Below are 14697 nucleotides of genomic sequence, written 5' to 3' on the forward strand. Positions count from 1 at the left end.
CATATTTGCAGGCTTTTTTTACGTGTCCGTTATGATTGCTGAACCACTAAGTCGGGCTCTTTGTCACTGAAGAACAAGCTATATAGCACTGGCACGACCCCCAATGTCAGTACCGTACCTACAGCCATACCAAAAATCATCACGATTGCCATTGAATACCAGAACTCACCTCCAGAAATCGCCAGCGGCACAAGACCGAGTATGGTTGTTAGTGTGGTCATGACGATTGGTCTAAAACGGGTGACACAGGCTTCGATAATTGCCTCTCTCACTGCTTTGCCTTCACCCTTCGCTTGTTCGATTCGATCAATTAACACAATGCCGTTGTTAATAATAATCCCCGCCAAACTGAAAATGCCGAGCATTGCCGGGAAGGTAAAATAGGCCCCGGTAATTAACAGCCCTGCCGACGCACCGATCAAAGAAAGCGGGATTGTCATAAGAATAATGGCGGGTTTTCTGATTGAGTTGAACTGAAGTAGCAGTAAAAGAATCATTACTGCAAAGCACTGAGGCAAGTAACCAAATAATGCGCCGTTAGCTTTACTGGCTCCTTTAAGTTCTCCACCAAGCATCACTCTATAGCCATCAGGCAGGACAAATTTATCAAGTTCAGGCTGAACCAATTTGTTGAGCTGGCTTGCTTGTAACTCATCGTGCTTAACACTGATGGTTATCGTTCTTTCTAAATTAAAGCGGCGAATCACTGAAGGCTCACTGTGCGCTTCTATTTTGGCAAATTGAATAAGCGGCAACGCAGCCCCTGTCCCACTTGCTACAATCTGAGCGGAAAACAATTGCTCAATATTTTTATCTTCATCATCCCCACTAACCATTACCGGTATGACATCAGCATCATTGCGAAAGCTGGTTATTTCTCGGCCTCGCAAATAGCTATCAAGGCTTTGTGCGATATCACGACTCGAAACACCTGCTCTGAGTGCTAATGCCTGATCGATATTTACCACTAATTTAGGAACGTTGTTTTCCCAGTCGTTACGTACACCCACTGCCCCCGGTACTTTTCGCAATACTTGTTCAATTTGTAGCGCGATTCGTTGCAGCGTTGCTATATCTTCACCGACAACTTGATACTCAACTAAACCAAGCTCTGTGCCTCCTAACCACATTCGCTTGGCCTGCCCACTCGCTTCAGGTAAATCAGTAATAAAGAATCGATTGGTTTTCTCGACCATCTCCAATGCACTGCCTGCATCGACGGTGTTTACTATCAGGAATGCTCTATTAGGCTGACGATCGATTGGAGACAGGGCGAGAAAAAATCGTGGTCCGCCGTCCCCCACATACGCGACTGTACTCGTCACATTTGGGTTTTGCGATTTATCCAATAACCATTGATTCAAGCGTTTGGTGACTAATTGCGTTTCACTGACCTTGGTTCCGGCGGGCAAGTCAACGAACACCAGATATTGGTTGCGCTCTGAACCCGGCATAAATTGAATCGTTACATATTTAAAGCCATAGATAGCGAGCGCAAATGTCGCAAGCATTGCGATGATAAAGCTCATCCGATAATTCAAAATCGTCGAGATAGCGTTTCGGTAAGCTAAATGAACGCGCGTGTCTTTAGGCTGACGAGTCGCGCATTGCGTATCCTTAATAAACCAAACGCACATCACTGGTGTGGCGAACAAGCACAAAAACCAAGAGCTGAGCAGTGCGATGGTAATCACCTGAGAAAGCGAGCGTAAATACTCTCCTGTCACGTCCTGTGCTAAAAGTAGTGGCATAAAGGCCAATATGGTGGTTAGTGATGATGTTAATAGCGGTAATGCCATTGTTTTTGCCGCGCCAATCGCCGCCTCAGAGCGCTCCACTCCCTCAGATATCATGGTTTTAATGTATTCCGCCATCACAATGCCGTTATCAACCAATAAGCCAAGCGCAATGATGATCGCTGCGATCGACATTCGTTGCAGTTCAACGCCCCACAATGTCATGCCGATCACGGTCATCAAAATGGTTAGAGGCACAATACTACCCACGATTAGGCCCATACGTGTGCCTAGGAAGACCATGACCACGGCGAGCACAACTGCGATGGTTTGGAGTAAATTGTTCGTTGCAGATTTGACCGCCACATCGACTTTGGCAGGCTGAAACGTCGCAAGTTCTAGTGTCATTCCGACAGGAAGCCGATCGTTTTGTTCAATGAGAAAACGCTCAATTTCCTTACCAAACTGATCGCTTTGCGCGCCATCAACCATCGCTGCTGCGATGACAATTGCTCGGTTATTATTGAAATAGACAGGTGTGTTAAATGGTTCTTCGTAGCCTCGGTATACATCCGCTAAGTCACGTAGAAAGACCGTGTTATCGAGCTCACGCACATACAGGTCAAGGTTAAGAATATCCTCAACACTTTGAAAGTTACCGGTCGGTTCGATCTCAACTTCTAGTGTTCCCGCTTCAATAACCCCACCGGGAAGCACGACATTGCGCGCCTGTAAGGTTTGTATAACCTGCTTAAACTGAAATTTTTCATTTTCTAACGCATCGGGCTTGGCTTTGATCCAAATACGTTCTTCGTTGACACCATACAGTTCTACTTGTGACACAGACGGATAACTATTGAGCCGATCTTGTATTTGCTCCGATACCTTATTGAGCTCACGTTGGCTAAAACCATCACCATAAAGAGCGATCGTTGCAGAATAGACTTGGCCAAACTCATCGTTAACGAATGGTCCTTGTGTGCCGTCGGGTAACTGAGATTTCATCGCTTCCATACGATTTCTCAGATTGTCCCATATAGGTTGTAAATTAAAGTGGCGATCGTGAACGGTTACGTTGATTTGAGTAACTCCAGTACGCGAGAAGGATTTGATATCCGTTACTTCTGGGATTTGCTTAATTTCGCGTTCTAGAGGTTTAGTAATGAAGTTTTCTATCCTTTCCGGAGACATACCAGGAAACTGTGCGACGACAATCGCATTGCGGATTAGGATCTCTGGGTCTTCCTTGCTTGGTGCGGCGACGAAGGTCTTATAACCAATGACAAGCAGCATGATTAGAAATACTTGGGTGAATCTATGGTATTTGAGCGCTAGCTCAGTCAGTCTATGCATGGTAAAGCCCTTAAATACCGTTCCAAAGAGCGACTTTTTGCCCTTCATAAAGGTATGGTATACCCGCAACGACTACTTTTTCACCCGCATTAAGGTTACTAAGAACCACAACCTCACTATTGATATTTCGTCTTACTTGCACATAGCGTTTTTCCAGCGCCATCGTCGAATTAACAATATAGATTGCTGCATTTTCTGTCTGATCATTCGCATCGTGATCATTAAAGTTAAATGCCGACAAAGGGAGTAACACGACTTTTTCATGTGCTTGCCCTACTTTAAATTCGACATTCGCTGTCATACCGTTTCGCAATTGATGATTAACGTTGTCGAGCATTAAGCTGACACTGTAGGCGTTGCCTTTTTCAACCACGGCGCCTATCTCGCTAACGGCCCCCGTTAATGTCACAGACTCAAGCGCAGGTACTGTCACACTGATTTGGGAACCAAAGTCGACTTGTTGAATCAAGGATTCGGGAACTAGGAAATCAACCTGATAGGCGCTTGAATTGATCAACTCAATCACAGTAGTGCCAGAGCTAATTTTGGTAAATTCATCTAAGAATACAGTGCTAACTTGGCCAGAAAACGGCGCGTAAAGTGAGGTTCTAGAAAGGTTGAGTGCGGCATTGTTTACATCTGTTCTAGCGACATTAACTTGCTGCACTTTTGCATCGAGGTCGGCTTTAATAGAGAACAATTCAGAGTCTGAGACAAACCCCTTTTCCTTTAGTTTACGCGCTCGATCATATTGATCTTTTGCCTGAAAATGAGCTGCGTTGGCGGAGCCGAGCGCTGCATTGGCCTTATTCAGTGCCAAGCGAAACTCTTCTTTGTCTAGCTCCGCTATCAACTCACCTTTATTAACGCGTTGACCTTTTTTGACATGGATGACTTCAACTGTACCGTTGACTTTAAAGCTCAACGGTGAGGTCGTCGCACTCTTGATCTCTCCACCAAACTGACGTGACTGCTGATAACCTTTAAACTCAGTTTCAACGAACTTGACGCTTTTGATTGGTGATTCAACCTGTTCTACTTCGTCGCCAACACGATCACCGCACCCAATCAATGATGCGAGCATAGGCAGGAACAAAAAACGTTTCACAATACGATTCTCTATATAGTATTTGATACCATTATATACAGAACATTGTATTTTTAAAGATTGACCGCTGGCATTATATGAATTGCTTCTCAAACTTTTGCAATTGATCTCGCTGACGGGCTTTCTGAAGAGGAATTAGACTAAAATAGAATTGTAACGACACAGGTATGTAGTTAACCTGTGAACATAATAAAAAAACAACGTTAAAGTCACTTTTGCTGCTAGGAGAACCTTTATGACATCAGAACATACCGACCATGATGTACTTTGTTGCCCACTTTGCGGTAGCGAAGAGTATTTGTTATCTAGCAACGACAAAATGTTATGCGCAGAATGCGGGTCATTCTTTGAAGACATCAAATCTATCATCATCACCCAACCCGTTATGCCGCATATTTCAGCCTGTAGAGAAATGCCCCCTCTACTCACCTTACCTATGCATTAGCCCTCTAAGACTGTCTGCAATTCTCTAAGGTTTTGAATTTTAAGCAGGTCCAGCTTGTGACTTTTATTATTCAAACCGACTAGGTGGACAGTTTTCACACCTGCTCTAACACCCGCTTCAAGGCCTTTAGGCGTATCATCAATATAGACACACTCTTGTAGTTTGAACCCCATGTTCATCGCGCTATAAAGAATTAAGTCCGGTTCAGGTTTCCAACTGTTGGTATCAAAAGCAGAAAAGATTTTGCCTTTAAAGAAGGGTAATAGTCCTGTGAGCTCTAAACACCTTTCAATTTTATGGCTCGGTCCATTCGACGCAACGCAGTATTCAACCCCTGCTCCCTTAAGGAACTCAAGAGTTTCAAATACGCCATCCATAGGCTCTAGCTGTTCTTCGAAAAGAGCGTCAAGGGTTTCACGGTAAACAGGTTCAAGTTTATCGATAGAAACATTAATGCCTAGGCGATGCTTTGTGCTGGCTAAGATATCGGCAAGCTTGCCACCTTCAAAATGGCTAACCGCCTCTTCCATTGAAAGTTTGCCCCCAAAACGACTGAAGGTCTCACACAATGCTTGGCAGCAAAGTTTCTCACTATCGACAAGCGTACCGTCACAATCAAAGATTACACATTGAGCATTTGTCTTAGTCATTCAAATTACCTTCTTAATTCGCATTAAGAAATAATAAAAAAAAACGCTGCAATTAAAATGACGAAGTTAACAGTTTATTGGTTATTAAAACTCTGATGCTCAGAACTTTAGAGCACATCACCCTTTTACATAGGCTTTACTTTTCGACAATAAGCTCAATATCAGCGGCAATTTGGTCACTTAGTTTGCCTAGCAATGCCGACACAAAGTGCGCAGAAGGCTCATCACTCTTAACGACAATGTCTGAAATCAGTATGCTTTGTTCCGTCTGAGTAACAATCGCAGCCGCTACTGGCTCACCAGACTGAAACCCTAGATACAATGAGCAAGGCTCTGAATAGATGATTTGAGTTAGAAACTCAACGATCATTTCTCGCTCAAACTCGTTTTGCCATTGACTAGATTGAATAAGGGCGAACATCACCGTAAGGCGATGAAAGTCCACGAGGAAAATGTCGTCAGAATTGAAGGATGTTTCTGCGGCCGGTAACTCGGCGAGAACTTCATATTCACGCGTCGAAACGGCTTGTTTATAGAGTTCTAAACCTTTAAGGCTTTCTTTGGTAGGAAATTGCACATCGACTTGCTGATACAGCCATGAATTCTTAACTCGAGCAATTTGGGGAATCAACGTCGTCATGACTAAACCTGTCTTTGTACTATAACTAGCTGAAGCTTACTCGATAACACATTGAACTCACAAGTCTTTTACATACATATTGCCCATCTAAACAAAAAAGCTGATATGCTAATTGTGTTTCACCTAAATATACTTAGCAAAGGACTCGTTAAAATGTTCAAAAAAACTGCAGTAGTCGGTTTACTCGCACTAGGACTAACCGCATGTGACAGCAGCGATGAAGTGGGTGATGTAAGCCTAGGTTTGTTTACGATGAAGGATATCAAACTAAACCATATGCAAGATCCCGTTGTAACAGGTGTTACCTGTCATGTTGCTTCGATTGAAGCAGACTTCAGTCTAGCTGACCCAAGTGATAGCTCAATATCTTGTCGTCAAACGGGTGAAATAACTCCAGAGATGATTGCTAAAATCGACAAATCTAGCAATGGCGAAGTGGTATTTAAGAAATCAAAAAGCATCTTTTTCAAGGCTATGAAGATTCGCCGTATTATCGACGTCGAAAACCAAACTTTGATGTACTTGTCCTACTCTACCAAAGAGACATCAGGTAGCTTCAAACACAGCCTATCAACAGTTCCACTTTGGGGAACGAAAGCGTACGGCGCTTATCAAGGCGAAAAATAGGTTATTAAAGGGCCAAACAGTTAAGCTTGGCCCCTTTTTATGTAATAAATATGAAAGCAATCTTTCACCTTTGTGATATTATGCGGGAAAATTTCCAACTCCACTTTTAACATGAAGTTTCCCGGACAGCGCAAATCTAAGCACTACTTTCCAACTCACGCTCGTGATCCACTCATCAATCAGATGAAGCAAACACCAAAGCTATTTCGCCCAATTGTGGTCGGTGTTGGCCAGACTATCGTTGATATCGAAGCACGAGTTGACGACGAGTTCCTCGCAAAATACGAACTGAGCAAGGGACACTCATTAGTTTTAGAAGAAAGCCAAGCGGATGCTCTTTATGAAGAGTTGGTTGAACGTGAACTCATCACGCACCAATACCCTGGCGACACCATCGGTAACACGCTTCATAACTATTCTGTTCTTGCTGACAGCAAATCAGTCTTGCTTGGCGTTATGTCACGTAATATCGAAGTAGGTTCTTTCGCTTACCGTTACTTATGCCGCACTTCTTCACGCATGAACCTTAACCATTTACAAATGGTCGAAGGCTCTATTGGTCGCTGCTACACATTGATTTCGGAAAATGGTGAACGTACGTTCGCGATTAACGAAGGTCATATGAACAAGCTTCGTCCTGATAGCATTCCTGAAGATGTATTCGACAAAGCGTCAGCGCTTGTTGTCTCTTCATACCTAATGCGTGGTAAGCCTGAAGATCCAATGCCACAAGCTGTTGCTCGTGCTATTGAAATCGCTAAAGCGAAGAATGTTCCTGTTGTACTTACCTTAGGTACGAAATGGGTCATTGAAGGCAACGCGAAATGGTGGCAAGACTACATTAAAGAAAATATCTCAATTGTTGCGATGAACGAAGAAGAAGGTGAAGCCTTAACGGGTGAGAAAGATCCGCTTCTGGCCGCAGACAAAGCATTAGAGTGGGTAGATGTTGTTCTTTGTACTTCTGGTCCTGTCGGTTTGTACATGGCGGGTTACACTGATGAATCAGCCAAGCGCGAAACAGAGCTGCCATTGTTACCGGGTAACATTCCTGAGTTCAATAAGTATGAGTTTAGCCGTGCTATGCGTCGTTCTGACTGTGTTAATCCAGTTAAAGCGTACTCTCACATCGGTCCATACCTTGGCGGCCCTCTTGAGATAAAGAACACCAACGGCGCGGGTGATGCCGCTTTGTCAGCATTACTTCATGATATGGCAGCAAACAGCCATCATCAGATGAACGTTCCAAACTCATCTAAGCATGATCAGCCTTATTTGACATACTCGTCATTGTCGCAGATTTGTAAGTACGCGAACCGTGTTAGTTACGAAGTATTGACTCAGCACTCACCTCGCCTCGCTCGCGCACTACCTGAGCGCGAAGATAGCCTAGAAGAAGCATACTGGGATCGTTAATAAAAAAAGCCGCTGTCGAGCGGCTTTTTTTATACTGTTTTAATTAACCTGAGCTGCGCATAAGAAATGAACTAAATGCCCAAGTCGCGATCTGATCGTTTAAAGAGAACTATCAATCGCATAAGGACTTGGGGATGAATAATTTAGACGCTATTTTCATCGATGTCGACGACTTCTGTCAGGCTTTCTTACCTGCGTGGGAAAAGCACCTCATTGCTTCAGGCACCAAACAGAGAAACAAACCTTCTCGTCTTTCTGTCAGCGAAGTGATGACCATTGTTATCTCGTTTCATCAATCTGGCTATCGGGATTTCAAAACCTACTATACCCAGTTTGTATGCCAGTATCTCACCAAGGAATTCCCCACGCTGGTCAGCTACACCCGTATGCTCAAACTCATGCAAAGCGTCTTGGTTCCCCTCTGCTCTTACCTGACTCATCGTCAAGCGAAGCCAACGGGTATTGCCTTCGTTGATTCAACCAAGCTACAGGTTTGTCATAACCTACGTATCCCCAGACATCAGGTATTTGAAGGTGTCGCCAAACGCGGGAAGGGCACGATGGGCTGGTTCTACGGATTTAAACTTCATCTCATTATTAATGACCAAGGCGGTATTATTTCAGTGAAGGTCACGACAGCTAATGTGGATGACAGAAAACCTGTTCCAGAGATGGTCGAGAGCCTTTGGGGCAGCCTGTACGGAGATAAAGGCTATATCTCCGGTCCGCTAGAGCAAGAGTTAGCGGATAAGGGAGTGACATTGATAACCGATGTGAAAAAGAACATGAAGCCCAAGGTGATGAAGCTCTGGGACCGTTTAATGCTCAGGAAACGGTTTATCATCGAAACGGTGTTTGACCAGTTGAAGAATATCTCACAGATAGAGCACTCACGGCATCGGAGCTGTGTCAGTTTTATGGTGAATTTACTGGCTGGACTCATTGCCTATTCATTCCAGCCTAAAAAGCCGAGCATTAAAGTGACTCGGCTTGAGAAAGATGCGCTTATGCAGATCTGAGGTTAATTACCTTGGACAGGGATAAAACTTTAGCTCTCCCTCTTCCACAAGGACACAATCCATTTCTGCGGAATGTGCTGCTTGTAAACCCAATAATGTATCTTCAAAGACGACACACTCTTGTGGTTCAAGCTCCAGTAATTCGGCGGCTTTGAGGAAAGTATCTGGATTTGGTTTGTGGTTTTCTACATCGGTAGCCGTAACCACTGCATGAAACTGTTCAATCAGGTTTGCCTTAGTTAATAGGCGAATCGCACTCTCACGTTGACTCCCCGTCCCTACTGCAAGTTTTTTCTGGCCATTAAAGTGATTGAGAACTTCTACCGTACAGTCAATGTTTGAGCCATGCTCATCAAGCTCAGCAAATGCAGCCATTTTATAGCGTGAGACTTCAGCCGGATCGAGCGTCATTCCATGCTTAGCATTGACTTCAGCCGCGATTTTAAAACTTGGCATTCCACCTAAGCTGTGCAACCACTCTTTAGTAAAAGGAAAACCGAAATGCTGCGCCGTTTTAGCCCAAGCAGTTAGATGTGCTGGCATTGTATCGATCAAGGTTCCATCCATATCAAAGATAATTCCTTGATACTTCTCTAAAGTTTTATACATCTGAAACTCACTTTTAGGCATACATAGATAAGTGTCCGCTATACTACTTACGCAAGCATTGAATTGATATATTTATTATTAACAACTAAAATCACTGTAAATACTTATAAATCGCGAACTTAACGGACTAAGGTAATCTCATGAATATCAAGAATAAACTGTATTCATTGGGTGTTGTAGCCATTTTTGGGGTTGTAACAGTACTTTTTGCAACAACTCACTTTACCCAGACGACTTCTCAATTGAATCATGCGAGCTTATTGGTCGCCAAACTTGAAATACGCTTACTAAATCTACGTAGAAACGAGAAAGATTTCTTGCTGCGTAAAGATATGAAATATCTAGACAAAGTTAACAAGAATATGGATACGTTCCTCGACTTAGAAAAGGAACTTTCGGTTATTTTGTCTGAACACTCTCTCCCATCCAGTGCTCAGCTAAAGAAAGATATTCTCAATTATCAAGACGGTTTTAATAAACTTGTTAGAGCCTATGAACAACTTGGTCTCAAAGCTGAAGATAACTTAGCAGGACAATATTTGGCAGATTTAACAGCCGTTAAGCCCTCTCTTTCGAGTGATGAGCTTGTAAAGCTATTTGAATTCAACAAACAAGTATTAGCTGGTAAATTCATGCCAGATTATCTGCCTTCAAACGCAACTAGCCTTACCGCATCTTCTCAAGCCTACATCAACCAAAGTAAGGTTATTGGGCTTAAATACAACGAAGGCCTATTAGGTGATACTCGTAACCTATCGCATACCGTTGAAAAGCAATTCAAAGCATTTGTCCAAGCACTTGATGAGCAATCTCAAGCGACTAAGGACCAACTCGCGACTTTAAAAAAGGCCATGACAGCATTAGTCGTCTTGATAATCTTTGGTTTCATTTTCCAGATTTCTCGTTCAATCAACCAACAAGTCGCGTCATTACTTGCCGCTATTTAAGAAATCGCCAACACCAACAACGTCTCTCTGCGCGCTAATTTAACTCGCAACGATGAGCTATCTGAAATCGGTAATTACTTTAATATGCTGCTTGATAAGTTTGAACGCCTTATCTCAGGTACGCAGACTAAATCATCGGCACTTTCAGGTAGCACTTCAAACATGCATGGCGAGCTGCAAAATGTGATGGAACAATTCCACGTCCAAGCTAATCACACCAGTATGATGGCAACATCAGTGCAAGAGATGGTGTCGACCATCAATGAAATCTCTGAAAGTACAGCAGTAGCCGTAGAAGGAGTACAACAAGCATCCGTCAATGCACAAAATGGTCGTAAAGTGGTTGAAACAACCGTGAACAATATCGATCAGCTATCAAGTATTTTGGGTAGTAGCCAAGAGTCTATCAACTCACTAAATAATCACGTCGACAAAATTGGCGATGCGGTCAATATTATTCAAGAGATTGCTGAGCAAACTAACTTACTCGCTCTTAATGCCGCGATAGAAGCTGCACGTGCCGGCGAACAAGGCCGTGGTTTTGCTGTGGTTGCCGATGAAGTTCGTGCATTGGCAAGCCGCACTCATCAATCAACTGAAGAAATTACCAAAGTCGTTACCGCGATTCAGAGCCAAATGTCAGAGGTGGTGACCAATATCGATCAATGTAACGATCAAGGCGCGCAAACACTGGAAGCATCACAAACACTTGATAGCAGTTTGTCTCAGATTATTGATGATATGACCAACATTCAGGCTAACTCTGAACGTATTGCCTCAGCAATTGAAGAGCAAGGTATCGTGATGAACCAAGTTAGCGACTCTATCACTGAGCTGAATACGATTTCTGAAGGTAACATGGGATCTGCACAGCAATGTCTCAATGAGGTTGATGACATTTCGGTGCAAGCGACGGATATGGACAGTGCCGTTGCGGAGTTCAAAACATCATAGACACTCTAAACGTATTAAAGCCCGCTAAGTTGCGGGCTTTTTTATTTAAGAGTCAATGACTGCTAGTCGAAGTAACTGTAACCAACAGGTTCAACCCCCTCAGCTTTCATCCACTCAAGCAGTGCTGGGCTTGTTAGAATCGTGCGCTCTTCAACTCGTTTTTCACAATAGCTTGAGAGTGTATTTAACTCTGCTGTCACTGTATCCGCTGGATGACACATTAGCTCTAAGATCCCGCTAGGCATTTGTTCCTTGTAAGCACTAAGTAATGTTTTCAAATGCTTTTCATCGGCACCGTCGGCAAAGAAACTCATGTCAAAAGCGTCGGGAGTTGCCACGTTCAGTAGATCTTGGCCTGGTGTAACGTTATCAACGCGTCTAACTGGTAGCCCTATTTCATTGGCAACAGTAATGAAGGCAACTTTTAGCGGACTGAATACACCCGCAAAGTGGTGGCTGTCTATATGGTTAATCTTAAGACCTACATCTATCGCTGCTTGATATTGCGCCCTTAACTCCTTAGCGACTTGCTGGGGACATACATCATGTTTGCTAAACAGTTGATTTTGACTCAGGAAATTACCCGCATCATCGACTAATGTTGACACCTCTTCCGGTTTAGACAGTGGTCTACCTGCTGTAACGGTAAAATGTAAGCCCACTTCTGGTATTAAGCCTTGTTTGTATAGTCCAACCGCGTGCTCTGTTCCAGGTTGATTCATCATGATAGTCGTAGACTTTACAACCCCCGCTTTAAAGCAATCGACGATAGCATTATTCACCGATTCTGTGAGACCAAAATCATCGGCATTTAAGATAAGTTTCATCGCTTAATCCTTCTCTTTAGAGAGCTTCGATTACATGGGAAAACGCTAGCATAAACTCTATGTTTTCTTTGATCGTTTCTTTAAGAGCTTCATCTACATGACTGCCGCTATCTACAATTGGGTTTAAGATCAGCGCTCGTTTTGCTGCATTGATATCACCATGTATAGCGGCGTGCACCGTTAGGGTTTCAAATTCTTTCATCAATTGAATCAGGCGTAGCGTATCTTGTTCAAATGGTTCAACGCGCAGTGGGATTATCTCGCTACTGGTAATTACAGCACTGACTTCCACGGCACAATCATTCGGCAGGCCCTGAATTGCGCCATTATTTCGTGTATTAACGTGCATTATACTGCGCTTATTGTTGTAAATACTGCTCATTAGCTCACACGCCGCTTCCGAGTAGTAAGCCCCACCGCGCTCTTCTAGGAGCTTTGGCTTGGTCTCAAGAGTTGGATCTTTATAGATCTCAAGCAGCTCAGCTTCAACTTTTGCTACTAAATCAGCTCGATTTGATTTGCTCTCAGAAGCTGCAAACTCTTTATCCAAAATATCACGAGACTGATAGTAGTAGCGTAAATACGCACATGGCAGAATACCTAAGCTTCGAATCAAGTCAGCATCCCATTCGAAAGGAGGAATGTTTTTTGGCGTCATCTTATCGTTGCCTTCTAAAAGCACTTCGATAAGTTCAGGAAGCTTGTCTTTACCCTCATGCAGAACTTTTCGTGCCCATACTAAGTGATTCAACCCCGCAATCTGCATAGTAATATCTTTGCGCTCAACACCCAGCATCTCTGCCGCGCCGCGTTCCATGTTGACGGGGACATTGCATAATCCAACTGTTTTTATCGTTGAGTACTTAGTTAGCGCTTCAGTAACCATGCCTGAAGGATTGGTGAAATTAAGCAGCCAAGCATTGGGACATAATTGCTCCATTTCTCGCGCAATCTCTAGTGCAATCGGAATGGTTCGACAAGCGTTTGAAAAGCCGCCTAAACCATTAGTTTCTTGGCCGATCATGCGATATTTGAGTGCAATACGTTCGTCTCGAATCCTCGCCTCAATCCTTCCTGATCTAAACTGAGAACAGACAAAGTCCGCATTATCTAAAGCCTGTTTTCTGTCCGTTGTTAGATACACCTCAATGTTACATCCTGCCTTGTTGATCATGCGTTTAGTTAAGTCACAAATTACCTGCGCTTTTTCCATTCCTGCATCAATATCAACTAGCCACAATTGAGTAATTGGTAACTCATCATATCGATTAATTAGGCCTTCCACGAGCTCAGGGGTGTAGCTAGAACCACCACCAATAACCGCAACTTTGAGTTCTTTATTGTTTGTCATATGGGATACCTTATCAGTTGTTTGGATTACGTGATTTAATTTATAATGAGCACCCTATACGTAACAAACCAGTTACGACACATTATGAATTAGTTGGAGTAATGCATGAATTTAATGTCGAATAAACACCAATTACTTGCGTTGCTACATTCCTTCAGTGTCGCAGCTAAACATCTTAGCTTTACCAAGGCGGCAAACGAGCTTTACTTGACCCAAGGCGGTGTGAGTCACCGAATCAAAAAACTTGAAGAGCTTCTTGGATTTAATCTATTCGTTCGTAAAACCCGTGTTTTAGAGTTAACTCCTGAAGGAGAGCGTGTTATCGCTATGCTCAACACTTCGTTTGAGTCGATCTTTTCAGAGCTCATAGACATACAGACGGGCGAACTCAGTGGTGAGTTGTATATTGCCACCTCCCCCTACTTTGCTTCAGCGTGGCTGGTTCCTCGCCTACATGAATTTCGACGCTTATACCCACACTTAAGCATCAAACTCCAAACTAAACAGAACCGAAGTGACTTTGAATTTGACCCATTTGATGCGGCGATTTTTTATAGTGAGGGGAACTACCCAAATCTGCATAGTGAACGATTGTTTGAAGGGGTTAGGACGCCGGTACTCAGTCCAGCATATGCCAATACTCTCGGACTTGGCAGTGAACCTAATGAGTTAAGCAACGCTAACTTTATTCACAGTGGAAGTAGCTCAGCTTGGAAGTTCTGGATTAATAACATGGGGATAGATATCGATTGTGAACAACAGTCTGATATTTATAGTGACAATCAATTGGCTGTTGATGCAGCGGTGAATTCGATGGGCGTAGCGCTTGGTCGTTTTGAGTTTGTGAAACCATTAATTGACAGTGGAAAGCTCATCGCCCCTTATGAACGGCTCCCTTCAGGCAAAGGTTACGATTTGGTTTGCCCTAAAGGTATGGAATCGCGCGCTAAATTCAAAGTATTTCGCGATTGGGTCAAGTCTTACGGTGAATAACAAAAACCCTAGCAGTTACGCT

At 43.4% G+C, this 14697-nt stretch carries 11 protein-coding genes and 1 pseudogene; 5 read left to right on the top strand and 7 right to left on the bottom strand.

Annotated elements, in window-relative coordinates; genetic code table 11:
- Window positions 1–29 precede the first annotated feature (29 nt).
- The 4 genes from ELS82_RS06350 to ELS82_RS06370 all read right to left on the bottom strand — a co-directional run bounded on the left by ELS82_RS06350 (window position 30) and on the right by ELS82_RS06370 (window position 5932).
- Complete coding sequence (locus ELS82_RS06350) at window positions 30–3089, bottom strand: efflux RND transporter permease subunit (RefSeq protein WP_134834728.1); 3060 nt, start codon at window positions 3087–3089, stop codon at window positions 30–32.
- Between the two features lie 10 nt (window positions 3090–3099).
- Window positions 3100–4197, bottom strand: coding sequence for an efflux RND transporter periplasmic adaptor subunit (locus ELS82_RS06355; protein ID WP_134834729.1), 1098 nt, complete (start codon window positions 4195–4197; stop codon window positions 3100–3102).
- A gap of 441 nt (window positions 4198–4638) precedes the next feature.
- Window positions 4639–5292 (bottom strand): HAD-IA family hydrolase, encoded by a 654-nt coding sequence (locus ELS82_RS06365; RefSeq protein WP_134834731.1) that lies wholly within the window; start codon window positions 5290–5292, stop codon window positions 4639–4641.
- A 136-nt stretch (window positions 5293–5428) separates the two neighbouring features.
- Entirely contained in the window at window positions 5429–5932 is a 504-nt protein-coding gene (locus ELS82_RS06370) for a flavodoxin (protein ID WP_134834732.1), read from the bottom strand.
- Between the two features lie 153 nt (window positions 5933–6085).
- On the opposite strand from ELS82_RS06370, the gene ELS82_RS06375 reads away from it, so the two are divergent.
- The 3 genes from ELS82_RS06375 (at window position 6086) to ELS82_RS06385 (ending at window position 8994) form a co-directional block, all read left to right on the top strand.
- Window positions 6086–6559 (top strand): CreA family protein, encoded by a 474-nt coding sequence (locus tag ELS82_RS06375; RefSeq protein ID WP_134834733.1) that lies wholly within the window; start codon window positions 6086–6088, stop codon window positions 6557–6559.
- A 111-nt stretch (window positions 6560–6670) separates the two neighbouring features.
- Window positions 6671–7975 (top strand): inosine/guanosine kinase, encoded by a 1305-nt coding sequence (locus tag ELS82_RS06380; protein ID WP_134834734.1) that lies wholly within the window; start codon window positions 6671–6673, stop codon window positions 7973–7975.
- Between the two features lie 134 nt (window positions 7976–8109).
- Window positions 8110–8994: an IS982 family transposase gene (locus tag ELS82_RS06385; RefSeq protein ID WP_134834735.1), complete on the top strand. Its 885-nt coding sequence runs from the start codon at window positions 8110–8112 to the stop codon at window positions 8992–8994.
- A 6-nt stretch (window positions 8995–9000) separates the two neighbouring features.
- Here the strand turns inward: ELS82_RS06385 and ELS82_RS06390 are convergent, their stop codons facing one another.
- The gene (locus ELS82_RS06390; protein ID WP_134834736.1) at window positions 9001–9603 is read right to left on the bottom strand and encodes a beta-phosphoglucomutase family hydrolase; all 603 of its coding nucleotides are present in this window, start codon (window positions 9601–9603) and stop codon (window positions 9001–9003) included.
- Between the two features lie 140 nt (window positions 9604–9743).
- Here ELS82_RS06390 and ELS82_RS06395 point away from each other — a divergent pair.
- Window positions 9744–11504: pseudogene (locus ELS82_RS06395) on the top strand (methyl-accepting chemotaxis protein).
- A 62-nt stretch (window positions 11505–11566) separates the two neighbouring features.
- Here ELS82_RS06395 and ELS82_RS06400 read toward each other — a convergent pair.
- Window positions 11567–12331, bottom strand: a complete 765-nt coding sequence (locus tag ELS82_RS06400; RefSeq protein WP_134834737.1) for a carbohydrate deacetylase — start codon at window positions 12329–12331, stop codon at window positions 11567–11569.
- Window positions 12332–12347: 16 nt separating this feature from the next.
- Window positions 12348–13682, bottom strand: a complete 1335-nt coding sequence (locus ELS82_RS06405; protein ID WP_134834738.1) for a 6-phospho-beta-glucosidase — start codon at window positions 13680–13682, stop codon at window positions 12348–12350.
- Between the two features lie 105 nt (window positions 13683–13787).
- On the opposite strand from ELS82_RS06405, the gene ELS82_RS06410 reads away from it, so the two are divergent.
- Window positions 13788–14675: a LysR substrate-binding domain-containing protein gene (locus ELS82_RS06410; RefSeq protein ID WP_134834739.1), complete on the top strand. Its 888-nt coding sequence runs from the start codon at window positions 13788–13790 to the stop codon at window positions 14673–14675.
- The last annotated feature ends 22 nt before the right edge of the window (window positions 14676–14697 follow it).

Origin of the sequence: Vibrio ouci (assembly GCF_004551525.1) — a bacterium.
Classification (GTDB): domain Bacteria; phylum Pseudomonadota; class Gammaproteobacteria; order Enterobacterales; family Vibrionaceae; genus Vibrio; species Vibrio ouci.